Origin of the sequence: Curtobacterium sp. BRD11, assembly GCF_031844345.1 — a bacterium.
GTDB lineage: Bacteria > Actinomycetota > Actinomycetes > Actinomycetales > Microbacteriaceae > Curtobacterium.
In genome coordinates, this window is the sequence record NZ_JAUZUZ010000008.1 from 59252 (window position 1) to 82655 (window position 23404).

Genomic DNA, 23404 nt, shown 5'->3' on the forward strand with positions numbered 1-23404 from the left:
CTCGTCGGGTGTGCGTCCGGGGGACGGGGACGATCGGATCGCGGTGCTGGTCAGCCGAGCCAGGACGGGTCGGCGAAGAGCTCCTCGACCTCGGTGACGAAGCGCGAGGCGTGGAAGCCGTCCACCGCCGCGTGGTTGATCCGGAGCGCCATCGGCATGCGGGTGCGTCCGTCCACCTGCCGGTAGCGTCCGAGCGTGATCACGGGCGCCAGGTGGTCCTCGGCGCCCGTCAGGTGCAGCGCGAAGCCGGTGAACGACGTGCGGGGGAGCGTCGAGACGTCGAAGAGGTCGGTGCGACCGGTGCCCTGCGGGAACATGCGGTGGTCGTCGCGGTACCGCTCGGTCGTGGCGACCACGGCGTCGTGGAACGCCCGTGCGTCGGGGTCGTACTCGGTGACGAGCACCGAGAAGGTCTCCGTGTCGGGGTGGAAGACGGTGAAGGTCGGGTGCACCACGTCCCACACCGCGGGCCGGCCCTCCTCGGTGAGCTGCATCCGGAACTCGTCGTGCCGGTTCACGACCGTCGCGAGCACCCAGATCTGCGACGGGTACGTCTTCGCGCCGGCGGCCCGGGCGGCGTCGACGAAGGCGGTGACGTCGACCTCCACGGTCATCTCCCACGCACAGGGCTCCCGCCGGTAGTGCGCGAAGTGCTCGGCGCGGGGCCACTGGTCGAGGTCGATCGGTCGGAGTCGGTCCACCCGGCCAGTCTCGTCCCCCGGACTCCCGACGCGCGTGCACCGGACGGCGGTTCAGTGGTGCATGCCCTCGACGCCGTTCTCACCAGCGCTCGCGACGTTCTTCCGCGGGCTCGCCGCGCACAACGAGAAGTCGTGGTTCGAGGAGCACCGCGACGACTGGGAACGGCACGTGCAGGAGCCGATGGAGGCGCTCCTGCACGAGGCCGAGCGCCGCTACGGTGCCGGACGGGTGCTCCGGCAGCACCGCGACCTGCGCTTCACGCCGGACGAGCGGCCCTACCGCGAGGACACCGGTCTCACCGCGGGCGGCACGTACCTCAGTGCCGGAGCGGACGGGTTGCAGGTCGGCGGTGGACTCTACGAACCGTCCCGCGCACAGCTGCGGGCAGCGCGCACCACCATCGACGAGCACCCGCAGGCCGCGGCCGCGCTGCAGCGTGAGCTCGACGAACTGACCGATGCCGGGTACGAGCTGGCCGGACCGCCGCTGAAGACCGCCCCGCGCGGGTACGACGTGGACCACCCGCGGATCGACCTGCTCCGGATGCAGCACTACGCGGCGCTCGTGCACCTGCCGCTGGAGAGCTCCCTCGACGACATCACCGCGGCGTGGGACCGCGTGCAGCCGCTGGTCCGGTGGACGGTGAAGTGGGCACGGGCGGACGACCCGGAGGCTTCGGACGACCCGGCGCCGCCCGTGCCGGGAGCCCGGTCGATCGACGAGCGCGCCTGACCGCCTGATCGCCCGTCCGTCGGCTGCTCCCTAGGCTCGGGGCATGCCGACGCTCGATCGTTCCCCTGCCCTCGTCGCCACCGGGTTCCTCGCGATCCCCGTCGCCCAGGCGCTCGTCGCACTGCCGAGCGACCTGCTGTCGACGATCCAGGCGGCGCCGATCGACCCGGCCCTCGCCGACACCGCAGCGTTCTCCGAGGCGTACGGCTACCCGCTGGAGGGCGGCGCGAACTGCATCGTCGTCGTGGGGAAGCGCGGCGACGAGGTCCGCCACGCGGCGTGCGTGGTGCTCGCGTCGACGAAGCTCGACGTGAACCGGGTCGTGAAGAAGCTGCTGGACGTCCGCAAGGCGAGCTTCGCGCCGATGGACCAGGCGGTCGAGCTGACCGGCATGGAGTACGGCGGGATCACCCCGATCGGGCTGCCAGCGGACTGGCCGGTGTACGTCGACGCCCGCGTGCTCGGTGCTCCGGAGGTCGTCGTGGGCGCCGGGCTCCGCGGGGCGAAGGTGTTCCTGCCCGGGCGGACCCTGGCGACGCTGCCGAACGTCACCGTGGTCGAGGGGCTGGCCGTCGAGGACCAGGCCACCGATGCCCCCGACACCCCGGACGCCTCCGACGCCACCGACGTCGGCTGAGCCCCGTCAGCGGGCGGCGGCCAGGGTCTTCGTGATCCGCTGCAGCGAGACCGTCTCGGCGGTGCCGAGCTCCTGGGCGAACAGGCTCAGGCGGAACTCCTCGAGCATCCACCGTGCGTGCACGAGCTCGGCGTGGGCCCCGACCGACGGCGGGAACACGCCACCGGCGTCGGTGTAGCGGTCGGTGGCGACCGTGACCTCACGCATCCACGTGGCGTCACGTCCGGGGTTCTGCAGGAGCTTCTGCACGCGGGCCTCGACACCCCGCAGGTACACCCGGATCCGCCGGAGCCGGTCGAGCCCGGCGACGGCGACGAAGCCCGGGAAGACCAGGCGCTCCACCTGCTGGCGCATGTCGGTCAGCGCCGGCAGGAGCGCCATCGAGTTCGCCTGCTTCATCGCCTTGTCGGCCGCCCGCTGCGCGGTGAGCACGGCGGCGACCTCGGACACGGCGGTGAACATCGTGTCGACGACGGTGGAGGACACGGCATCGCGGACCGCCTCGAAGTCGGCCTTCGTGAAGACCAGACCGTCGGGGTGGGTGCGTCGGATGCCCGCGTCCACGACGGCGGCCAGCACGTCGTCGAACAGCGCTGCGGTCGACGCGTACGGGCTCGCGGCCAGCGCGAGCTTCTCCTGCGCCGTGAGGTGCGACTGCACGTACGACACCGGCGAGGGCACGGCGTGCATGACGAGCCGACGGACGCCGGCGGGCATGTTCACAGCGCGGTCACCGGGGGTCGCCAGGAGGCGGACACCGACCGTCGCCTTCGGACCGTCGCCCTCCTCGACCAGCGACGGGTAGGCACGGATCACGCCACCGGCCTGCTTCGTGTCGAGGACCTGCGGCAGGTCGTCGGACGGCCAGGCGGTGAGGCCGGAGCGTTCCACCTGCGTGCCGGAGGAGGCCCCGGCGACGCGCGCCGCGCCTCCCGGCCGGGCCGCTGCCCTCGCCGTCGCGGAGGCGACGCTCTGCTGCGTCCGATCCTTCAGCTTCGTCTGGAGGGCCGCGAGGTCCTTCCCGGACTCGACCCGACGGCCGCGCTCGTCGACGACCGCCCAGGTGGGCAGCAGGTGCGCCGGCACCCGGGACAGGTCGAAGTCGGCCTCGGTCACCGGCACGTACGTCATCCGCTGGATCGCCGCAGCGAGGGTCGCGCGGAAGGACTCCGTCGGCTCGGTCGGAGCGTCGTCGGGCAGTTCGGCGACGATCTTCTCGGCCCAGTCGGCAGCGGGGACGACGTTCTTCCGGATCTGCTTCGGCAGCGACTTGATGAGTGCGGTGACGAGTTCCTTCCGCAGGCCACGGACCTGCCAGTCGAAGCCCTCCTCGCGCATGCGGGGGAGCAGCGCGAGCGGCACCTGCACGCTGACGCCGTCGTCCTGCGCGCCCGGCTCGAAGCGGTACTTGATCGCCAGGCGCTGGTCACCGGAACGCCACTGCGTCGGGTACTCCTGCTCGTCCTGGGCGGCCTCGGCGGCGTCCTCGTCGAGCAGGTCCTGCCGCCGCATCGTGAGCAGGTCCGGCTGCTCGCGACGGGTCGTCCGCCACCACCCCTCGAAGTCGCGCGTGGTGGCGACGTCCGCAGGGATCCGTGCGTCGTAGAAGTCGTACACACGCTCGTCGTCGAACAGGATGTCGCGACGGCGGGTGCGCTCCTCGAGCTGCTCGAGCTCGCGGCGGAGCTTCCGGTTCGCCCGGTCGAAGGCCTGCTGCGCGTCCCACTCGCCCTCGACGAGAGCGTGGCGGATGAACAGCTCGCGCGAGTGCTCGGGGTCGACGCGCCCGTACTGCACGCGGCGACGCTGCACGATCGGGACACCGAACAGCGTCACGCGCTCGTACGCCACGACCGCGCCCTGCTTCTTCTCCCAGTGCGGCTCGCCGTAGGTGCGCTTGAGCAGGTCACCGGCGAGCGGCTCGACCCACGCGGGGTCGATCCGGCCGACGGTCCGGGCGAACAGCCGACTCGTCTCGACGAGCTCGGCGGCCATCACGGCGTCGGGCTGCTTCTTCGCCAGGACGCTGCCCGGGAACACCACGAACCGGACGTTGCGCGCGCCGAGGTAGTCGCGCTTCTCCTTGTCCCGCAGCCCGATCTGGCTGAGGAGCCCGGCGAGCAGCGAACGGTGCACCGCGTCGCCGTCCTCGGAGCGCGACTGTCCCACCCGCACGTCGACCTGCTTCGCGGCGCGGGACAGCTGCCGGTACAGGTCCTGCCACTCGCGGATGCGCAAGTAGTTCAGGAACTCGGCCTTGCACAGGCGGCGGAACGCGCTCGACGACAGCTCCTCCTGCTTGTCCTCGATGTGGTTCCAGAGGTTGAGCAGGGTGAGGAAGTCGCTCGTCGGATCGGCGAACCGGGCGTGCAGCTGGTCGGCGTGGGCACGCTTCTCGAGCGGTCGTTCACGTGGGTCCTGGATGCTCAGGGCGCTGACGATCGCGATGACCTCGCGCCCGACGCCCTGGCGACCGGCCTCGAGCACCATCCGGCCGAGCCGCGGGTCGATCGGCAACCGGGTGAGCTGTCGGCCCGACCTGGTGATCCGGCCGTCGCGGTCGACCGCGCGGAGCTCCCGCAGCAGGTCGAGGCCGTCCTTGACGCCCCGGGAGTCCGGCGGCTGCAGGAACGGGAAGCGTTCGATGTCGCCGAAGCCGAGGGAGATCATCTGCAGGATGACCGCCGCGAGGTTCGTGCGGAGGATCTCGGGGTCGGTGAACTCCGGACGGCGCGTGAAGTCGTCCTCGGAGTAGAGCCGGACCGCGATGCCCGCGCTGGTGCGACCCGCGCGTCCGGAACGCTGGTTCGCGCTCGCCTGGCTGATCGCCTCGATCGGCAGCCGCTGCACCTTCGCCCGCGGGGAGTACCGGGAGATGCGGGCGGTGCCGGTGTCGATCACGTACTTGATGCCCGGCACCGTCAGGGAGGTCTCCGCCACGTTCGTGGCGAGGACGATGCGGCGACGGACACCCGGGGTGGTCCGGCGCTCGAACACGCGGTGCTGGTCGGCGGCGGAGAGTCGGCCGTAGAGCGGCAGGACCTCGGTGCCCGGGTACCGCTTGCCCTCGATCGCCTCCTGCGCGTCGCGGATCTCGTTCTCGCCCGACAGGAACACGAGGACGTCGCCCGGGTCCTCGCGCGCGAGTTCGTCGAGCGCGTCGGTGATGCCCTGGAGCACGTCGCGGTCGTCCGCGCTCCCACCGCGGCCACCGCTGTCGTCGGTCCGCGGGTCGGTGTCGTCGCCCTCGTCCGCACCGGTGTCACCGTCCGCCGCGTCGTCGGCGACGAGCGGCCGGTAGCGGACCTCGACCGGGTACGTCCGGCCGGACACCTCGATGATCGGAGCGCCGCCGAAGTGCTGCGAGAACGATTCTGGGTCGATCGTCGCACTCGTGATGATGACCTTGAGGTCGGGGCGCCGGGGGAGCAGCCGCTTCAGGTACCCGAGCAGGAAGTCGATCGTCAGCGAGCGCTCGTGGGCCTCGTCGATGATGATCGTGTCGTAGCGCTCCAGGTCACGGTCGAAGTGGATCTCGTTGAGGAGGATCCCGTCGGTCATGAGCTTGATCCGGGTGTTCCCGCTCACCTTGTCGGTGAACCGCACCTGGTAGCCGACCAGGTCGCCCAGCTCGCTGCCGAGCTCCTCGGACACGCGCTCGGCGATGGTGCGGGCGGCGATCCGGCGGGGCTGGGTGTGCCCGATCGACTCGCGGCCGAGCTCCAGGCAGATCTTCGGCAGCTGCGTCGTCTTGCCCGAGCCCGTGGCGCCGGCGACGATGACGACCTGGTGGTCACGGATCGCGGCGGCGATGTCGTCCCGCCGCTGCGACACCGGCAGTTCGGGCGGGTACGTGATGACGGGCGTGGCAGACATGAGCATTCCAGGATAGCGGTCCGTGCGGCGGCTGTCGTCAGCGGAGCTGCTCGGCGAGCGCGGCGTCGCTCCGGGCCGGCAACGCACAGACGTGGTCGTGGCAGACGTAGGCGGCTGGTGCTGCGCTGTCCCGCCCGGCGAACAGCGAGAACCCGGCGGCGGCCCACGCCCGTGCCTGGTCCGGGGTCACGGTCGCGACCACGGTGCCCGGCCGGCGGGCGGCGAGGCCGGTCCACCGCATCGGGTCGTCGCGGCCGGACACGACGACGACCTCACGCGAGGGACGCTGCAGGGCGAGCGCGACCCCGAGGGCGTCGGCGTGGCCGAGCGGCCGCTCGGTACCGGTGCGTGCACGGTCGGCGACGAGCCGCGTCGCGGCGTCCCGGAGTGCCCGGTCACCGGTGAGTGCGGCCAGTGTCGCCGCGGTCGCAGCCAGTGCGACGGTGCCGGACCGCAGTGCCGTCTGCGGCTGCTCACCCGTCGTCGTTCCGGCTGCCCGCAGGACCGGATCAACCTCGAAGCGACCGGCGAGGCCGTCGTCGACGAGCGCGCGTGCCGTCTCGGCGTACCGGACCTCGCCGCTGAGCAGCGCGAGTTCGAGCAGCCCCTCGGCGAGCAGTCCGACGTCCTCGATCGTGGGAGGCGCCGCGGACGTGCCGTGGTCGGTGCTCGACCGGACCACCACGTGTCCGTCGCGCACGTGGGCGGCCAGGACCGCGTCGGCGGCACCCTGCGCGAGGGCGGTGCACTCGTCGTCACCGCTCCGGGCCGCAGCACGCGCGAGCCCGCGGATCGCGAGGCCGTTCCACCCCGTCAGCACCTGGTCGTCGAGGGGCGGTGCGTCGAACCGCCCGCGCTCGTCGAGTGGCAGCCGGTACCAGTCGCCCTCGACGCGTCGCCCGTCGATGGTCGACTCGCTGTCCTGCGCCGCGACGAAGGCGCCGTCGGGCCGTCGCAGCGTGTCGCGCAGGAAGTCGGCGATGCCCCGTGCCTGCTCCGCCCCGGCGATCGCGAGCAGCCCCGCGTTGTCGTAGAGCATCCGTTCGTAGTGCGGCACGCTCCAGTCGCGCTTGGTCGCGTACCGGAACACGCCGCCGTCGGCGTCCGTCAGCTCGGTCGTCCGGATCGCCCGGAGGCTCCGCTCGAGCAACCCGCGTGCGGCGGCGTCACCGTCGGCCGCGACGTCGGAGAGGAACTCGAGGAGCGGCGCGCTCGGGAACTTCGGCGCACCGCCGAAGCCGCCGTACGTGGTGTCCTCCGCCGAGACGAGCTGCGCGGTCACGGAGCGGATCGCGTCGACGGACGGGAGGCGCGGCGTGTCTGCGTCGGACCGCTCGCCACCCTGGGCGGTGGCGTCGGCCTGCGCCCCCTGCGCGATCGCCGCGGCGATCGCGCTCGCGTTCGCGTCCACCTCGTGCCGCCGCTGGGTCCATGCATCGAGCACCGCCGTGAGGACCTGGCGGAACGACCCGACCTGGCCGACCGGGGTCGGCGGGTAGTAGGTCCCCGCGAAGAACACCCGCCCCTCGGGCGTCGCGAACGCGGTCAGTGGCCACCCGAGCTGCTGCGTGAAGGCGCTCGCGGAAGCCATGAGGCTGGCGTCCACGTCGGGCCGCTCTTCTCGGTCGACCTTGACGGCGACGAAGTCGCGACGGAGCAGCTCGCCGATCTCGGGGTCGGAGAAGCTCTCGCGCGCCATCACGTGACACCAGTGGCACGTGGCGTACCCGACCGAGACGAGCACCGGGACGTCGCGCTCCCGTGCCTCGGCGAACGCGTCGGGTCCCCACTCGCGCCAGTCCACCGGGTTGTCGGCGTGCAGACGGAGGTACGGGCTGACCGCGGTCGCGAGCCGGTTGTCGTTCATGCGTCCAGCCTGCCCCGCGGGCGCTGGACGGTGCTGACGATCCGGTTACCGGTGGACAGGTCGTGCTCGTCCACAGGCGCAGGCGGGGAGTCCGGGACACCGTGCCCGGGCCGGCGGTCAGCCGGGCAGCCAGCCCGTGAGCGACGCGAGCCGTCGCGCGATCTCGAGCGGGGACCTGCCGTCGGTGTCCACCCGGGCGACCGTGTCCGCGACGGCCGAGTCGAGCCTCCCGGCCGTCGCCGTGCTGTGGGCGAGCTGCGCATGCGGGACCGTGCCGCCCACCCGCCGGGCCAGACGCGCGGCGGTGGTGGCGTCGGAGGCGCGGAGCAGGACCGCGGTGACGACCGGGTCGTCGCCCATCGCGGCGGCGAGCCGCTCGTGCTCGAGCACGGACACGGTGTTCGTGAAGACGAGCCGGTGGTGCCCGAGCTCGCGGTACGCCGCCCACATCGCGCGCAGGTTCCGCTCGGCGAGCCGGACGGCGGGGTGCGCCACGTGCGGAGCCGGGTGCGCGAGGTCCAGGAGGTCGCCCTCGATGACCGCGTGCGGGACGTCGGCAGCCACCAGCAGGTCGTGGAGCGCCTCGGCCGCGGTCGACTTGCCGACGCCCGAACGTCCGCCGACGAACAGGACCTCCGAGCGGGGCACCGGCTCAGCCCCTGCCGAGCGAGAGCAGCACGAGGGCGGCGTCCTCCGGGCCGTAGTCGAACATCCGCTCCCAGAACGGGTCCTCCGCCCAGGGGACGTCGCCGCCGGCCGGCACGGCGTGCGCGGTCTCGAGCAGCCAGTCCACCTCGGGCCGCACCGCCTCGGCGTACCGCGGGGGCTGCCAGCCGAGCGCCCGTGCCGCCGTCGTGTCGAGGACGAACGGCGACGGCGAGCTCCACGGGGTCGTCCCGACGAAGGCGGGGGCGTCCTCGTCGAGCAGGACCTCGTCGAAGCGGTGGTCGACGAGCCCGGCCACGGTCCGCACGATCTCCAGCACGTCGGGCGCGGTCTCGTCGGCCACGTTGAGGATCCGGCGGTCCGGAGCGTCGGCGACGAGGCGCACGAGTGACGCGATCCCACTCGCCGCCGTCGTGTGGTCGACGCCCCGTCCGTGGTCCGCGAGCAGGATCCGCTCCCGGCCGTCGAGCGCGCGACGCACCACGAACCACTCCCGGGGGCGGCCGATCCCGACGCCGTACACCTTCGAGGGGCGCAGCACGGTGACGGGAGCGCCGTGGTCGAGCAGGACCTGTTCGGCGGCGACCTTCGCGGCGCCGTAGCCCTCGCGCGAGGTCGGGTCGCCGTCGCCCGCGACGACGGTCGGCTGGAGCTCCGTGACCGCGCCGCCGAACACCGGCCGTCCGACCGAGTTCGCGTGCCGCCCTCGGTCGTCGACGTAGACCGCCTTCGAGGAAACGAACACCGTCGAGCCGACGTCGTCGAGGAACGGTCGCAGCTGCAGGGCGTCGTCACGGGTCGCGCCCACGGTGTCGACGAGCAGGTCGGCGCCGGGACGCAGGAGTTCGCGGAGCACGCTCGTGTCGCGGCGGTCACCGGCCACGAAGGAGGCGCCGGCCGCCGTCAGCGCATCGGCTGCGGGACCGCCGTGTCGTGCCACGACGTCGACCTGCCAGTCGTCGCCACCGCGACCGGAGACGTCGAGGAGGTCTCGGACCACCGCCGACCCGATCCCGCCGGTACCGCCGAGGACGACCGCGCGTCTGGTGCTCATGCGCCAACGCTAGTGCCGCGGGGACGGCCCGGCCGCCCGGCCAGCCCGGCCAGCCCGGTCAGCCCGGTCGGCCCGGCCAGCGCGGTCGGCGTGGCCGACGTTGTGGCGTCAGGACGCGAGCAGCTCCGGCTCGAGGCGCCACCACTCGGCGAGCGAGCCGTCGTAGACCTTCACCTGGTCGTGCCCGAGCACCGTCAGGGCGAGCGCGTCGACGCAGGCCGCGCTGCCGACGCCGCAGTACGTCACGATCTCGTCGGCGTCGAGAACCGGCGCGAACACCTCGGCGAGTGCCGGCCCGCGGCGGAGGGTGTTGGTGTCGGGGTCGACCACGTCGTCCGTGGTGATCGCCGTGCTGCCGGGGACCACGCCGGGGTGGTCGGATCCCAGCGCCGACGGGGGAGCCGCCAGGACGACCGCCGCGGGCTCCTCGCCGCGGACGGCGCGCAGGACACGGTCGTGGTCGGCCCACACGGGGCGTTCCTCGCCGGCCAGGAACGGCTCGGCGGACGGCGACCGGGTGCTGCCACGGAGCGGTCCGACGCGGACGGGCCGTCCCTCGTCCCGCCACTTGGTGAACCCACCGTCGAGCACCGCGACGTCGTCGAAGCCGAACGCGCGGAAGATCCACCAGAGCCGTGCCGCCCACTCACCGACGCTGTCGTCGTAGACCACCACGGTCGAGCCGTTGGTCACGCCCAGTCCACTCGCGGCGGACTCGAAACGCTCCGCCGTCGGGCGGGTGAAGGGCACGTCCGCGTCGGGCGTCGAGAAGTCGTCGACCAGGTCGGCGTACCGGGCGCCCGGTACGTGCCCGTGCTGCTCGTACGCGTCGCGGGCGGCCTGCCAGTGCATCGCCGTGCCGACCCCGGTGGCGTGCACCGAGGCATCGAGGACGACGAGATCGTCGGCACCGATGTGGTCGGCGAGCCACTGCGTCGACACGAGCGGCGAGGTCAGGACGGGGGCCATGGCGCTCAGGGTAACCGGGGCCACTGATGTGCCGCAGGAGGACCGACACAGTGCGCAACGCCGCCGTCCCGACCACGGGGTGTGCCGAATCCGTGCGCACCGGAACGGCCGGGGTCGGTCGTTCCTTCGGCCAGCCCCGAGGACGCGACATCCCACGCGTCGATCGACGCGTGGGATGTCGCAGAGCGGGGGCAGAGCAGGGCAGGGCGGACCGGGGGCGGACCGGGCGCGGAGCGGCTCGGGTCGCGGGAGCGGGGCGGCTAGTGCGCCGCTGCCGGGATGCTGCCCGTGGTCGCGGACGCCGCGCGCTCGAGCTTCGCGAGTCGCACCGACTGCCGGTTGATGAGCAGGCCGCCGGCGAGGGCGACGAGCACGAGCACCCCGGCCGAGATGCCGAAGGCGACGTGGTACCCGTCGATCACCGCCTGGGCCTGCTGCAGCTTCGTCGGTGCTGCCGAGAGGCCCGACAGGCTGTCCTTCACGACGTCGGCGAAGATCGTCGAGAGCAGGGCGGTGCCGATCGAGCCGCCGATCTGCTGCATCGTGTTGACCGTCGCCGAGGCCACGCCGGCGTCCGCCCGTGCGACACCGGTCGTCGCGGTGTTCATCGCGGACGAGAAGATCGTGCCCATGCCGAGACCGATGACGATCAGCGCCGGCAGGACGGTGCCCGCGTAGGTGCTGTCGACGTCGGTGCGGAGCAGCAGCAGGAGCCCGGTCGCCGCGACGAGTCCGCCCGCGAAGATCAGGACCTTCGGGCCGACGCGGGGCAGCAGCCGCCCGCCGATCTGCGTCGCCGACACCATGATCGACAGCGGCATCGGCAGGAACGCCAGACCGGTCTGCAGCGAACTGAAGCCGAGGGTCTGCTCGAGGTAGTACGTCAGGAACAGGAAGATGCCGAACATGCCGATCGCCACGAGGCCGATCGCGATGAAGGCACCGCCGCGGTCGCGGTCGAGGACGACGCGCAGCGGCAGGAGCGGGTGCGCGACGCGGGTCTCGATGATCACGAACGCGGCGACGAGCAGGACGCCCGCGGCGAGCATGACGATGGTGAGCGGGGAGTCCCAGCCGTTCGACTCGGCGTTCGAGAAGCCGTAGACGATGCCGACCAGACCCGCGGTGATGGTCAGGACACCGGCCACGTCGATGCGGGGACGCTCGACCTTCGGCGGCTTCGCCATGAACACGAGCGCACCGATGACCCCGAGGACCGCGAACACGACGTTCACGTAGAGGCACCAGCGCCAGGACGCGTACTCGGTGAGCACGCCGCCGAGCAGCAGGCCGATCGCCGCACCCGAGCCGGCGATGGACCCGAAGATGCCGAACGCCCGGCCGCGTTCCTTCGGATCGCGGAAGGTCGTGGTGAGCATGCCGAGCGCCGAGGGGGCGAGCAGGGCACCGAAGACGCCCTGCAGTGCGCGGGCGGCGACGAGCAGGCCGAACGAGTCGGCGAGACCGCCGAGCACCGAGGCCAGGGCGAACCCGACCAGGCCGACGATGAAGGTGGTCTTCCGGCCGAACAGGTCACCGAGGCGACCGCCGAGCAGGAGCAGGGAGCCGAACGCGAGCGAGTACGCGGTGACGATCCACTGCCGCTGGTCGGTGCCGAAGCCGAGGTCGGCCTGCGCCGAGGGGAGGGCGATGTTCACGATGGTCGCGTCCAGCACGACCATGAGCTGGGCGAGGGCGATGACCGCCAGCGCGATCCAGCGGTGGTTCGGCCTGTCGGAGCCGGAGCCGGAGCCGGAGCCGGTCGTGGTGCCGGCAGCACGGCCGGTCGTCGTCGGTGCCGACCCGGTCGGGGTCGGCACGGTCTGTTCTGCCGTCACGGCAGCCTCCTTCGGAGAAGGGTGGAGGTGGCGGAGCACGCGCCGTCGAGCGCTTCGCGAGGAGGTGGAACCGGATGTGGTGCATCCGTTTGTGTCGAGTGTAGACCGAAACGGAGCCACCGCATCCGTTTGTTCCCAGAATCGTCAACTACCGTCGGCGTCGTGAGCACCACCGACACCGCGCACGACCTCGAGCGCCCCCTGCGCGCCGACGCCGCGCGCAACCGCGAGCTGATCCTGCAGACCGCGCGCCGGTGCTTCGCCGAGCGGGGTCTGTCGGTCACGTTGAACGACATCGCGCACGAGGCCGGGGTCGGCGTCGGCACCGTCTACCGCCGGTTCGCCGACAAGGACGCCCTGATCGAGGCGTTGCTCGCCACCAAGTTCGAGGCGATGAACGCCGCCGCCGCCCGAGCCGCGCAGGAGACCGATCCGCGCGAGGCCCTCCGTGTCTACCTGACGGGCGTGTTCGAGTTCCGCGCGCGCGACCGTGCCCTGGCGGACGCCATCGTCCGCGCGGGGAAGGCGCGGCCGTCGATCGTGCACGAGCGGGACCGGCTCGAGCGCCAGGTCGCGACCATCATCGAGCGAGCGGCGGCGTCCGGGGTGGTGCGGGCCGGGTTCAGCTACGCCGACCTCCCGATGCTCACCACGATGGTCGGCGCCGTCGCGGACGCCACGCGCGCCCACGACCCCGACGCCTGGCGCCGCTACGCCGAGGTCGTGCTCGAGGGCGTGCTGCCCGGCGGCACCACCGACCCCATGGTCGGCGCCCCGCTCGACCGCACCGCCATCGAGCGCGCCCTGCACGGCCAGCCCTGACGTTCGCCTGACGCGGTATGCGCCGGGCGGGAGGCTCGTGGCGGCCGGGCACCGCGCCTCCGTGCCGACAGCGGGTCGGCAGTCACCGGCGTCCCGCGCGGTCACGTCCCCAGGGCCGGACCGCTCCAGCCAGCTCGGCAGCACCGCTCCAGCCAGCTCGGCAGCACCGCTCCAGCCAGCTCGGCAGCACCGCTACAGCCAGCTCGGCAGCCAGTAGTGCGACCGGACGAAGTCCCACGGCATCTGCAAGCCGGTCCACATCGGGTACCAGTACGCCGACGCGAGCACGACGACACCGAGGTACACGCCGACCCAGACCAACGCCCGGGTCCGCCGCGGCCGCGGGTCGGTCCGGGACCCGGCGACGAGTCCGATCGCGGCAGCCAGGGCCATGACGAGGAACGGCTCGAACGCCACCGTGTAGAACTGGAACACCGTGCGGTCGGTGTACAGGAGCCAGGGCAGGTACCCGCCCGCGACACCGATGAGCACGAAGCCGTACTCCCACCGGCGCCGCAGCACGAAGAGCACGAGCAGCGCGACCGCCGCGATCACCGAGGCGTACCAGACGAACGGGTTCGCGATGCCGGTGATCGCCTCGCCGCAGCGGTCCGCCCAGCAGCCGTCCTGCCCGTGGTTCGTCCCGACGTAGTACATCGACGTGGGGCGCTGCATGACGAGCCACAGCAGCGGGTTCGCCTGGTACGAGTGCGGGGTGTGCAGGCCGATGTTGAAGCCGTAGATCTCCGACTGGTAGTGCCACCAGTTCTGGAACGGGTCCGGCACCCAGGCGAGCAGTCCCGTCCACCGCTCGCCGCCGGAGGCGATCCAGTTCCGGTCCCACCCACCGGAGGTCCGGAACCACCCCGTCCACGACGCCAGGTAGGTCACCGCAGCGACCGGCACGGTGAGCAGGAACGTCACCGGCGCCTGCTGCAGGAAGGCGCTCGAGGACCAGAACGTCACGCCGGCCCGGCGGCGCATCACCATGTCGCTCAGCACGGAGTACAGGGCGAAGAACGCCAGGAAGTACAGGCCGGACCACTTCGTCGCGGACGCCAGACCGAGGGCGACGCCCATCGCGACGAGCCACGGCCGCCAGACCAGCACCGGCCCCCAGAGCGTGTCACCGCCGCCGTCCGCCCGGCGTCGGACCCAGTCGTCGAGCCGCCGCTGCGTCCACCGCCGGTCGAGCAGCAGCGCACCCGCGCCGAGCACGACGAAGAAGGTCAGGATGCCGTCGAGCAGCGTCACGCGCGACAGCACGATCGCCTGGCCGTCGATCGCGAGCAGGAAGCCGGCGAGCGTCCCGATCGCGGTCGAGCGGAACAGCGAGCGGGCGATGACCGCGGTCAGGAACACGGTCGCGGTGCCGAGCACGGCGACCGTGAACCGCCACCCGAACGAGCTGTCGGCGCCGAACAGCAGCATCCCGAGGCCGATCAGGTACTTCCCGAGCGGCGGGTGCGCGATGAACTCCGCCGCCCTCGAGTACAGGTCGGTCTCGCCGTCCGCGAAGCGCTGGTCGGTCGTCGGGGCGCCGTCGTCGGAGGAGTTCGCCGGCCAGGTGCCCTCGTAGCCGAGGTGCACGATGGACCAGCCGTCCTTGACGTAGTACGTCTCGTCGAACACGAGCGAGTGCGGGTGTCCGAGTCCCACCAGACGGAGCACGGCCGCCAGCAGCGTCACCGCGATCGGACCCGTCCAGCGCCACACGGCGACCCGCCGCGACGTCGAGAGGACCCGACCCCACCAGTCGTCGAGGCGGGAGCCGGCCGGTCCGTCGACGAGGGCGGTGCGGTCGTCGGTCAGCTCGCTGGTCATCGCCTGCATCCTACGGATCGCCGCCACGGCGGACCTGGCACCAGAATGGGGAGGTGATCGTCCTCGCAGCAACGCCCATCGGCAACCTCGGCGACGCGTCTCGTCGTCTCGTCGAGACCCTCTCGAACGCGAGCGTGGTGGCCGCCGAGGACACCCGGACCGCGATCCACCTGATGCGTGCGCTCGGCATCGAGAACCGCCCGCGCCTGATCGCCCTCCACGAGCACAACGAGCGCGCGAAGGCCGCCGAGGTGGTCGAGCTCGCCCGCGACGAGGACGTGGTGGTCCTCACCGACGCGGGCATGCCCGCGATCAGCGACCCCGGCTTCCCCCTCGTGGAGGCCGCGGCGGCCGCCGGGGTGACCGTCACCGCCCTGCCCGGCCCGTCCGCGGTGCTCATGGCGCTCGCCGTGTCGGGCCTGCCGACCGACCGGTTCAGCTTCGAGGGCTTCCCGACCCGCAAGGCGGGGGAGCGTCGTCGTCTCTTCGCGTCCCTGGCCGGTGAGCAGCGGACGATGGTGTTCTTCGAGTCACCGCACCGGCTCGCCGACACGCTCGCCGACATGGCCGCGGGGTTCGGGGACGACCGCCGCGCGGTCGTGTGCCGCGAGCTCACGAAGCTGCACGAGGAGGTCCGCCGCGACTCGCTCACCGCGCTCGCCGCCTGGGCCGCCGACGGGGTGCGCGGCGAGATCTGCGTGGTCGTCGAGGGCTCGACCGGCGCGCTCGACGTGACGAGCATCGAGGACGGTGTGCGGCTCGTGCTCGAGCGGGTCGCTGCCGGGTCGCGCATGAAGGAGGCCGCCACGGCGGTCGCGGACGCGACCGGCCTGTCGAAGCGCGACCTGTACGAGGGCGCGCTCGCCGCGCGGTAGGGCCGACCACCGTCGGTCTGGAGGCGCGGGGCGGGCCCGCCTCCCGCCTCCCGTCCGGTTCTCCACAGGCGGCGCGCGGGGCGCGTCACGCGGCTCCGGCCCGCCCGTAGGATGGTCCGCATGTCCGACGGGTCCTCGTTCAGCATCACCACGCCGATCTTCTACGTGAACGACGTGCCCCACATCGGGCACGCCTACACCGAGGTCGCCGCGGACTTCATGGCACGGTGGCACCGGCAGCGGGGCGACGACGCCTGGCTGCTCACGGGGACCGACGAGCACGGCCAGAAGATCCTCCGGACCGCCAGCGCGAACGACGTGTCCCCGAAGGAGTGGGCCGACCGGCTCGTCACCGACGCGTGGAAGCCGCTGCTCGACACGGTCGACGTGGCGAACGACGACTTCATCCGCACGACCGACGAACGGCACGAGCGCGGCGTGACCGCGTTCCTGCAGAAGCTGTACGACGACGGCTACATCTACGCCGGCGAGTTCGAGGGCTTCTACTGCGTCGGGTGCGAGGAGTACAAGCAGCCGAGCGACCTCGTGCCCGGCACCGGTCCGTACGAGGGCCAGCAGGTCTGCGCGATCCACTCGATCCCCGTCGAGGTCCTCGCCGAGCGCAACTACTTCTTCCGCATGAGCGACTTCGAGCAGCGCCTGCTCGACCTGTACGAGTCGAACCCGCAGTTCATCCAGCCCGAGAGCGTCCGCAACGAGATCGTCTCCTTCGTGAAGCAGGGCCTGCGCGACCTGTCGATCTCGCGCTCGAGCTTCGACTGGGGCATCACGATCCCCTGGGACCACGACCACGTGCTCTACGTGTGGTTCGACGCCCTGCTCAACTACGTCACCGCCCTCGGCTACGGGTCGGACGACGACGAGGCGTTCCAGCGCCTCTGGCCGAGCGTGCACGTCGTGGGCAAGGACATCGCCCGCTTCCACGCGGTGATCTGGCCCGCCATGCTCATGGCGGCGGGCCTCCCCGTGCCGGAGCGCGTGTTCGGTCACGGCTGGCTGCTCGTCGGCGGCGAGAAGATGTCGAAGTCGAAGCTCACCGGCATCGCGCCGTCGGAGATCACCGACACCTTCGGCTCGGATGCCTTCCGCTACTACTTCCTCCGCGCGATCACCTTCGGGCAGGACGGCAACTTCAGCTGGGAGGACATCTCCGCCCGGTACTCGGCCGACCTCGCGAACGGCTTCGGCAACCTGGCCTCGCGTCTCGTCGCGATGCTGCAGAAGTACTTCGACGGCGCCGTGCCGTCGCGCGGCGAGCTGACCCCGTCGGACGAGGCGATCGACGCGCTCGCGGTGTCCGTCACCGAGCGTGCCGACGCCGCGGTCGAGGCCTTCGCGCCGCACGAGGCGATCGCCGCCGTGTGGGAGCTCGTCGACGCCCTGAACGGGTACATCACCGAGCAGGAGCCCTGGGCGCTGGCGAAGGACGAGTCGGCGCGCGAGCGTCTCGGCACCGTCCTGGCGACGGCCCTCCGCGGCCTCGGCACCGTGAACGTCCTCGTGTCCCCGGTGATGCCGAAGGCGACGGAGAAGCTCTGGGCGTCGATCGGTGCCGGCGGATCGGTGACCGAGCAGCGTGTCGACCGCGCCTACGAGTGGCAGGGCGCTGCAACCGTCGTGCCGCTCGGGTCCGGCCTGTTCCCGCGCATCGAGCAGCAGCCCGAGCAGGGCGCAGCGTGACCGACGCGGCGGACGGCTCGCACGTCCGGGCGCGTGGCGAGGGGGCGTCCGGCGGCTCGAAGCGCGACCTGAGCTACCCACCGCTGCCGCAGGCGCTCGTGGTGCCGGTGTACGACAACCACACGCACATGGAGATCGCCGACGGCGTCGGCGAGGGTGGCGACGGTCCGCTCGACTACCGCGAGCACCTCGACCGTGCGTCGAGCGTCGGGGTCCGCGGCGTCGTGCAGGTCGGCACCGACCTCGCGACGTCGGAGTGGTCGGCGCAGATCGCCGCGCGGGAGCCCCGCGTGCTCGCCGCCGTCGCGCTGCACCCGAACGAGGCGCCCGTGCTCGACGAGCAGGGGCTGCTCGACGAGCACCTCGCCGGCATCGAGCGGCTCGCGGCGCTGCCCCGCGTCCGGGCGATCGGCGAGACCGGTCTCGACTTCTTCCGCACCGGCGACGACGGCCGCGCGGCACAGGTCCGCTCGTTCGAGGAGCACATCCGCATCGCGAAGGAGCACGACCTCGCGCTGACGATCCACGATCGTGACGCGCACGAGGCCGTGGTCGAGGTGCTCGACCGCGTCGGCGCTCCCGAGAAGACCGTCTTCCACTGCTTCTCCGGCGGTCCCGACCTCGCCCGGCTCTGCGCCGAGCGCGGCTGGTACATGTCCTTCGCCGGCACCGTCACGTTCAAGAACGCCCAGTCGCTCCGAGACGCCCTGCAGGTCGCGCCGCGGCACCTGGTCATGATCGAGACGGACGCCCCGTTCCTCACGCCGACGCCGTACCGCGGCCGGCCGAACGCGCCGTACCTGATCCCGCTCACGCTCCGGTCGATGGCCGAGACCCTCGGTACCGACCCGTCGATGCTCGCGGCGCAGATCGCCTCGACGACCGAGCTCGTCTACGGTGCGTGGGACGCCGAGCCCGTCACGGTGGACCAGTAGTCGTGGGCGCACTGCTCGGCCCGGCGGAGATCCGGGACCTCGCCGCCAAGCTCGACGTCACCCCGACGAAGAAGCTCGGCCAGAACTTCGTGCACGACGCCAACACCGTGCGCCGCATCGTCTCGGCCGGCCGGGTCACGTCGGACTCGCGCGTGCTCGAGATCGGACCGGGGCTGGGTTCCCTGACCCTCGGGTTGACCGAGACCGGCGCGTCCGTCACCGCGGTGGAGATCGACGGTCGGCTCGCAGCTCAGCTGCCCGCGACCGTCGCGGCGATGCAGCCGGACGCGCACCTGCGGGTCGTGCACCAGGACGCGCTCGCGGTGACCGCCGACGAACTGCCCGAGGCCCCGACGCACGTCGTGGCGAACCTGCCGTACAACGTCTCCGTCCCCGTGCTGCTGCACCTGCTCGCGACCTTCCCGACCATCGAGCGGGTGCTCGTCATGGTGCAGGCCGAGGTCGGCCACCGCATCGCCGCCGGGCCGGGCAGCAAGGTCTACGGGGCGCCGAGCGTCAAGGCCGCCTGGTACGGGTCGTGGTCGACCGCCGGGCAGATCAGCCGCCAGGTGTTCTGGCCGGTGCCGAACGTCGACAGCGTGCTCGTCGGCTTCGACCGTCGTGAGCGCCCGGGGGACGAGACGCTGCGGGCGCAGGTCTTCGAGCTCGTCGACGGGGCGTTCCAGCAGCGCCGGAAGATGCTCCGGCAGAGCCTGTCCGGGGTCCTGGGGTCCAGCGCCCGTGCGTCGGAGCTGCTGACCGCGGCCGGTCTCGACCCGACCGCTCGGGGTGAGGCGCTGTCGCCGGACGACTTCGTGCGCCTCGGACGGACGGTCCTCGCCGCCGCCGCCTGACGGCAGGCGGTCGGGTCACTGCTCCGGCCCGGTGGTCGTCGTGTCGGCGACGGAGCCCTAGGCTGACCGCGTGCACGCTCCGACCTCACGCCTCGCCCTGGCGATCACGCTCTTCTTCCTCGCGGGCGGTGCACTCGTCGTGGTCCTCGCCGTCGTCGCCCTCGTCCGTGACGCCGGCGACGATGCTGCGTGGGCAGCCGCCCTTTTCGGGGCAGGCCTGGCGGCGTGGGGACTCTGGTTCAACCAGCTCGCGGACGAGGACGAGGACGGGGCGTCCACCGAGGCCGAGCCGCGGGCTGCGAGGAGCTCCATCGGCACCCTGGCGATGGTCGCCGTCCTGGCCGGGGGCGCCTTCTGGGTGCTCCGTGGACCGCTCGACAGGACGCTGGCCGAGTCGCTCCTCGTCACCGCCATCGTGCTGGGGCTCTGGGCGTTGAACCGGGGTCTCGACGCGCGGATCCGGCGTCGGCGCGCCGCCGGCGAGGTCGACTGACGGAGCAGCGTGCTCCCGTCGGCGCCGGCGCCGGCACCGGTACCAGCACCGGCCCCGACCCCGACCCCGGCCTGACGGTCGACGTGCACACGTCTCCTCGCCCGGGGCTGATCCGCCCGTGGTGCGTGGCTCAGTGACCGCGGCCGGCCATCGCCTCGAGGATCTGCTGGTGCGTCCCGTCGCGCTCGGCCCAGCGCAGCGGCTGGACGTCCTGCACGAGGATCTCCGGCGCGGCACCGGAGTCGAGCAGACCCATCACCTCGTCCGTGAAGGCGTCGAGGGGCATCCCGCCGAAGTCGGCGCCACCCATCAGGTCCGTCTGCACGGCCGGCGGGGCGAGCTCCAGCACCGCCACCGAGCTGCCGACGAGCTGCTGCCGGAGCGCCTGCGTGTACGAGTGCACCGCGGCCTTCGTGGCGCTGTAGGTCGGGGTCGCGGTCAGCGGGACGAAGGCCAGACCGGACGACACCGTGATCAGCGTCGCCGCCGGCCGGGAGAGCAGGTGCGGCAGGAAGGCGTCGATGAGCCGGATCGTCCCGACCAGGTTGGTCTGGACGGTCGCGAGTGCGTCGTCGATGTGTCCGGGGTCGCGCAGGTCCTCGTTGCGCATGATGCCCGACATCGTGACGACGGTGTCGAGCTCCGGCCAGCGGGCCGTCACGTCCGCTGCCGCGCTCGCGATGGAGTCCGCGTCGGCGACGTCGATCGCGACGGTACCGAAGCCGTGCTCGGCGGCGAGGGCGTCCAGACGGTCCTGGCGGCGGCCGCCGATGACGACGGTGCTGCCGGCGGCCTGCAGGCGCTGCGCGAGGGCGAGCCCGAGGCCCGAGGTCGCGCCGGAGATGAAGACGGTGCTGTTCGTGGTGTCCATGCCGACCACGATGCTCCTGCGCACGGGGCTCCTCCAGGGCGCGGGCATCGGGGGACCGGCGGTCCCTGGCTCCGCTCCGGCCGAGACGGCACGATGGGGGCATGGACCGCCCCGCGCTCGCCGACTTCCTGCGCCGCCGCCGCGAGCTGCTGCGCCCCGAGGACGTCGGCCTCGGCAGCGGTCCCCGTCGGCGGACCCCCGGACTCCGTCGAGAGGAGGTCGCCGCACTCGCCGGGATGAGCGTCGACTACTACACGCGGCTCGAGCAGCAGCGGGGCCCGCAGCCGTCGGAGCAGATGGTCGCGGCGATCGCCCGGGCCCTCCGGTGCAGCCTCGACGAACGCGACCACCTGTTCCACCTCGCCGGGCACACGGCGCCGGTCCGGATGCACCGCGCGGACCACGTGGACCCCGCGATCCTGCGCGTGCTCGACCGGCTCGAGGACACCCCGGCGATCGTCGTGAGCCACCTCGGCGAGACGCTCGTCGAGAACCGGCTCGCTCGGGCACTGCTCGGCGGATCCGTCGACCTGCCGGGCAACGAGCGCTACCAGGCGTGGCGCTGGTTCGTCTCGGGGACGGAGCAGGCGAAGTACGCGCCCGAACAGCACGAACGGCTCGGTCGGGTCGTGGTCGCGTCGCTCCGCGCGGCCGTCGGGCTCGCGGGGCCGAGCGACCGTCGGGCGACGGAGCTCGTCGCCGAACTGCAGCGCCGCAGCCCGCAGTTCCGGGAGCTCTGGGAACGCCACGAGGTCGCGACCCGCTGGTCGGACGACAAGACCATCGTGCAGCCCGAGCTCGGCCGGATCACCGTCGACTGCCAGGTGCTCCACACGGACGACCAGGCGCAGGCGCTCCTGTTGTTCACCGCGCCCGCGGGGAGCGAGGACGCGCAGAAGCTCGAGCTCCTCGGCGTCGTCGGCACGCAGCAGTTCGGCGCCGACCGCGTCGCGCGCTGATCCTCAGTCCGCCGACGCACCCCGTGCCCGCAGGGCCGCGACGACGGCTTCGGGGTCGTTGCACCGGAACCGCAGCGACCGCGCCCCGCGGATCGCGACCTGCACGCCGGGTCCGCCGTCGAGCAGCACCGCCGTGCCGCCGGGGACGAGCCGGATGCCGAGCCCGCCGGAGTTGCCGCCCGTCATGTGCACGACCTCGGCCGACGTGATCTGCTCGGGGGCGACGCGCCGCCGGTACCACCAGGGGCGGACACGGACCTCGAGCACCTCGTCGACCCGCACCGTCATCCGCATGGTCATCATCCCGATGCCGAGCGCGACCGTGACGGCGAGGGTGACCACCAGCACGCCGACGTCCGACGCCGACGGCGGCTGGTCCTGCCACCCCGCCGGCACCGCGAGCACGAGCGTCGCGATCCCGACGGCGGTCGCGATCACGGCCCACCCCACGACGGTCATCACACGGCCTGGACGGGCGGTCTCCTCGTACGCGGGGTAGGACATGCGTTCCACCCTTGCACACCCGGCGCTCCGGCACGAGGTGACCCCGCCGCGATGGCACGAGGCGACCGCGCGCGGACGCACGCCGCAATCCCGCGTCACACACCTGGCACCCCCAGGGGGAGCGTGCCTAGGGTGGCCCGGTGACAACTCCGCGCGTGTACGTCATCCACGAGAACCCCGAGTGGTTCCCGCCGTTCGCCGCTGCCTTCGCGGCAGAAGGGGTGCCGGTCGAGGAACTCCTGCTCACCGACGGCGGTGCCCTGGGCAGCATCGACCTGACCGCCGAGCCGGCTCCGGGCGTCTACTGGTCGCGGATGTCCGCGTCGAGCCACACCCGCGGCAACGAGCACAGCAAGGAGTACGCCCGCGCGCTGCTCGGCTGGCTCGAGCGCTCCGGTGCGACGGTCGTGAACGGCAGCCACGTGCTCGAGCTCGAGGTGTCGAAGGTCGCCCAGCACGGGCTCCTCCGGGACGCCGGCTTCGACGTGCCCCGCACGACCGCGGTCTTCGGGTCGGCCGCCCTGCAGGACGCCGCGCGGACCTTCACGGGAGGGCAGGACGTCCCGTTCATCACGAAGCACAACCAGGGCGGCAAGGGCCTCGGCGTCCGCCGTTTCGACACCCTCGCCGAGTTCGACGCGTACGTCGACAGCCCCGAGTTCGAGGCCCCCGTCGACGGCATCACGCTGCTCCAGGAGCTCCTGACCGCCCGCGAGCCGTTCATCACCCGAGCCGAGTTCGTCGGCGGCGAGTTCGTCTACGCGGTCCGTGTCGACACGAGCGCCGGCAGCTTCGAGCTCTGCCCGGCCGACGCGTGCGAGGTGCCCCAGGTCATCGCCGGCGCCGTCTGCGACGTGCCCGGCGCCGAGACGACCGGCGCCGGGGCACCGGGCGCACCGGCCGCCTTCAGCATCCGTGACGAGGTCACGGCCGACCACCCGCTCGTGCAGCAGCTCCGGACGTTCCTCGCCGACCAGCGCATCCAGGTCGCGGGTGTCGAGTTCATGGAGACCACGGACGGCCGCACGGTCGTCTACGACGTGAACACGAACACGAACTACAACCCCGCCGTCGAGGCGGTCGCGCCGGTCTCCGGTCCGCGCGCGATCGCGCGCTTCACCGGCGCGCTCCTCGAGCGGGCGTACGCCACGTCGGCGACCACGGCCTGAGACGACACCACCCACCGGCCTGGAGGCTCGTGGCGGGCCCGCCCCGCGCCTCCCGG

The 23404-nt window shown here is 72.6% G+C and carries 20 protein-coding genes; 10 read left to right on the top strand and 10 right to left on the bottom strand.

Going from position 1 to position 23404, the window contains the following annotated elements; translation table 11 throughout:
• Nucleotides 1-50: 50 nt before the first annotated feature.
• Nucleotides 51-701: a CatA-like O-acetyltransferase gene (locus tag Q9R28_RS15470; protein WP_209685540.1), complete on the bottom strand. Its 651-nt coding sequence runs from the start codon at nt 699-701 to the stop codon at nt 51-53.
• A 61-nt stretch (nt 702-762) separates the two neighbouring features.
• Between Q9R28_RS15470 and Q9R28_RS15475 the strand changes: the two genes are divergently transcribed.
• Nucleotides 763-1434 (top strand): DUF2461 domain-containing protein, encoded by a 672-nt coding sequence (locus tag Q9R28_RS15475; RefSeq protein ID WP_066655937.1) that lies wholly within the window; start codon nt 763-765, stop codon nt 1432-1434.
• Between the two features lie 43 nt (nt 1435-1477).
• Complete coding sequence (locus Q9R28_RS15480) at nt 1478-2071, top strand: YbaK/EbsC family protein (RefSeq protein WP_311206534.1); 594 nt, start codon at nt 1478-1480, stop codon at nt 2069-2071.
• Between the two features lie 6 nt (nt 2072-2077).
• Here the strand turns inward: Q9R28_RS15480 and hrpA are convergent, their stop codons facing one another.
• The 6 genes from hrpA to Q9R28_RS15510 all read right to left on the bottom strand — a co-directional run bounded on the left by hrpA (nt 2078) and on the right by Q9R28_RS15510 (nt 12341).
• Nucleotides 2078-5947 carry an ATP-dependent RNA helicase HrpA gene (gene hrpA, locus Q9R28_RS15485; RefSeq protein ID WP_251160405.1) on the bottom strand — a complete coding sequence of 1290 codons (3870 nt, stop codon included), beginning with the start codon at nt 5945-5947 and terminating at the stop codon, nt 2078-2080.
• Nucleotides 5948-5984: 37 nt separating this feature from the next.
• Nucleotides 5985-7814 carry a thioredoxin domain-containing protein gene (locus Q9R28_RS15490; protein WP_209685544.1) on the bottom strand — a complete coding sequence of 610 codons (1830 nt, stop codon included), beginning with the start codon at nt 7812-7814 and terminating at the stop codon, nt 5985-5987.
• 117 nt (nt 7815-7931) lie between these two features.
• Nucleotides 7932-8462 (bottom strand): AAA family ATPase, encoded by a 531-nt coding sequence (locus Q9R28_RS15495; RefSeq protein ID WP_209685546.1) that lies wholly within the window; start codon nt 8460-8462, stop codon nt 7932-7934.
• A gap of 4 nt (nt 8463-8466) precedes the next feature.
• Nucleotides 8467-9534, bottom strand: a complete 1068-nt coding sequence (locus Q9R28_RS15500; RefSeq protein ID WP_311206535.1) for an NAD(P)-dependent oxidoreductase — start codon at nt 9532-9534, stop codon at nt 8467-8469.
• A 108-nt stretch (nt 9535-9642) separates the two neighbouring features.
• Nucleotides 9643-10503 (bottom strand): rhodanese-like domain-containing protein, encoded by an 861-nt coding sequence (locus Q9R28_RS15505; RefSeq protein ID WP_311206536.1) that lies wholly within the window; start codon nt 10501-10503, stop codon nt 9643-9645.
• A gap of 260 nt (nt 10504-10763) precedes the next feature.
• Nucleotides 10764-12341, bottom strand: a complete 1578-nt coding sequence (locus tag Q9R28_RS15510; RefSeq protein WP_311206537.1) for an MFS transporter — start codon at nt 12339-12341, stop codon at nt 10764-10766.
• 162 nt (nt 12342-12503) lie between these two features.
• Between Q9R28_RS15510 and Q9R28_RS15515 the strand changes: the two genes are divergently transcribed.
• Nucleotides 12504-13163, top strand: coding sequence for a TetR/AcrR family transcriptional regulator (locus Q9R28_RS15515; protein ID WP_066655923.1), 660 nt, complete (start codon nt 12504-12506; stop codon nt 13161-13163).
• A gap of 192 nt (nt 13164-13355) precedes the next feature.
• On the opposite strand, the gene Q9R28_RS15520 is transcribed toward Q9R28_RS15515, so the two are convergent.
• Nucleotides 13356-14987, bottom strand: coding sequence for a dolichyl-phosphate-mannose--protein mannosyltransferase (locus tag Q9R28_RS15520; RefSeq protein ID WP_209685555.1), 1632 nt, complete (start codon nt 14985-14987; stop codon nt 13356-13358).
• A 53-nt stretch (nt 14988-15040) separates the two neighbouring features.
• On the opposite strand from Q9R28_RS15520, the gene rsmI reads away from it, so the two are divergent.
• The 5 genes from rsmI (at nt 15041) to Q9R28_RS15545 (ending at nt 19845) form a co-directional block, all read left to right on the top strand.
• Nucleotides 15041-15862 carry a 16S rRNA (cytidine(1402)-2'-O)-methyltransferase gene (rsmI, locus tag Q9R28_RS15525; protein ID WP_311206538.1) on the top strand — a complete coding sequence of 274 codons (822 nt, stop codon included), beginning with the start codon at nt 15041-15043 and terminating at the stop codon, nt 15860-15862.
• 120 nt (nt 15863-15982) lie between these two features.
• Nucleotides 15983-17563 (top strand): methionine--tRNA ligase, encoded by a 1581-nt coding sequence (gene metG, locus Q9R28_RS15530; protein WP_251154467.1) that lies wholly within the window; start codon nt 15983-15985, stop codon nt 17561-17563.
• On the top strand, nt 17560-18498 hold the full coding sequence (locus Q9R28_RS15535; protein ID WP_311206539.1) for a TatD family hydrolase: 939 nt from the start codon (nt 17560-17562) through the stop codon (nt 18496-18498). The genes metG and Q9R28_RS15535 overlap by 4 nt, the downstream gene beginning before the upstream one ends.
• Before the next feature lie 2 nt (nt 18499-18500).
• A complete protein-coding gene (rsmA, locus tag Q9R28_RS15540; RefSeq protein WP_311206540.1) occupies nt 18501-19352 on the top strand; it encodes a 16S rRNA (adenine(1518)-N(6)/adenine(1519)-N(6))-dimethyltransferase RsmA in 852 nt (283 codons plus the stop codon).
• Nucleotides 19353-19422: 70 nt separating this feature from the next.
• Nucleotides 19423-19845: a hypothetical protein gene (locus Q9R28_RS15545; RefSeq protein ID WP_311206541.1), complete on the top strand. Its 423-nt coding sequence runs from the start codon at nt 19423-19425 to the stop codon at nt 19843-19845.
• 130 nt (nt 19846-19975) lie between these two features.
• On the opposite strand, the gene Q9R28_RS15550 is transcribed toward Q9R28_RS15545, so the two are convergent.
• Nucleotides 19976-20716 carry an SDR family oxidoreductase gene (locus Q9R28_RS15550; RefSeq protein WP_209685562.1) on the bottom strand — a complete coding sequence of 247 codons (741 nt, stop codon included), beginning with the start codon at nt 20714-20716 and terminating at the stop codon, nt 19976-19978.
• Between the two features lie 101 nt (nt 20717-20817).
• Here Q9R28_RS15550 and Q9R28_RS15555 point away from each other — a divergent pair, with 101 nt between their 5' ends.
• Nucleotides 20818-21675 (top strand): helix-turn-helix transcriptional regulator, encoded by an 858-nt coding sequence (locus Q9R28_RS15555; RefSeq protein ID WP_209685564.1) that lies wholly within the window; start codon nt 20818-20820, stop codon nt 21673-21675.
• 3 nt (nt 21676-21678) lie between these two features.
• Here Q9R28_RS15555 and Q9R28_RS15560 read toward each other — a convergent pair whose 3' ends face one another.
• Nucleotides 21679-22179: a hypothetical protein gene (locus tag Q9R28_RS15560; RefSeq protein WP_311206542.1), complete on the bottom strand. Its 501-nt coding sequence runs from the start codon at nt 22177-22179 to the stop codon at nt 21679-21681.
• Nucleotides 22180-22319: 140 nt separating this feature from the next.
• Between Q9R28_RS15560 and Q9R28_RS15565 the strand changes: the two genes are divergently transcribed.
• On the top strand, nt 22320-23348 hold the full coding sequence (locus Q9R28_RS15565; RefSeq protein WP_311206543.1) for an alpha-L-glutamate ligase: 1029 nt from the start codon (nt 22320-22322) through the stop codon (nt 23346-23348).
• Nucleotides 23349-23404 lie beyond the last annotated feature (56 nt).

Bases quoted from the DNA above. Each gene is read 5' to 3' on its own strand.
- Q9R28_RS15500 (WP_311206535.1), bottom strand. From the start codon at position 9,534: ATGAGCACCAGACGCGCGGTCGTCCTCGGCGGTACCGGCGGGATCGGG.
- metG (WP_251154467.1), top strand. From the start codon at position 15,983: ATGTCCGACGGGTCCTCGTTCAGCATCACCACGCCGATCTTCTACGTG.
- Q9R28_RS15520 (WP_209685555.1), bottom strand. From the start codon at position 14,987: ATGACCAGCGAGCTGACCGACGACCGCACCGCCCTCGTCGACGGACCG.
- Q9R28_RS15555 (WP_209685564.1), top strand. From the start codon at position 20,818: ATGGACCGCCCCGCGCTCGCCGACTTCCTGCGCCGCCGCCGCGAGCTG.
- Q9R28_RS15490 (WP_209685544.1), bottom strand. From the start codon at position 7,814: ATGAACGACAACCGGCTCGCGACCGCGGTCAGCCCGTACCTCCGTCTG.
- Q9R28_RS15560 (WP_311206542.1), bottom strand. From the start codon at position 22,179: ATGTCCTACCCCGCGTACGAGGAGACCGCCCGTCCAGGCCGTGTGATG.
- Q9R28_RS15505 (WP_311206536.1), bottom strand. From the start codon at position 10,503: ATGGCCCCCGTCCTGACCTCGCCGCTCGTGTCGACGCAGTGGCTCGCC.
- Q9R28_RS15550 (WP_209685562.1), bottom strand. From the start codon at position 20,716: ATGGACACCACGAACAGCACCGTCTTCATCTCCGGCGCGACCTCGGGC.
- Q9R28_RS15475 (WP_066655937.1), top strand. From the start codon at position 763: ATGCCCTCGACGCCGTTCTCACCAGCGCTCGCGACGTTCTTCCGCGGG.
- Q9R28_RS15480 (WP_311206534.1), top strand. From the start codon at position 1,478: ATGCCGACGCTCGATCGTTCCCCTGCCCTCGTCGCCACCGGGTTCCTC.
- hrpA (WP_251160405.1), bottom strand. From the start codon at position 5,947: ATGTCTGCCACGCCCGTCATCACGTACCCGCCCGAACTGCCGGTGTCG.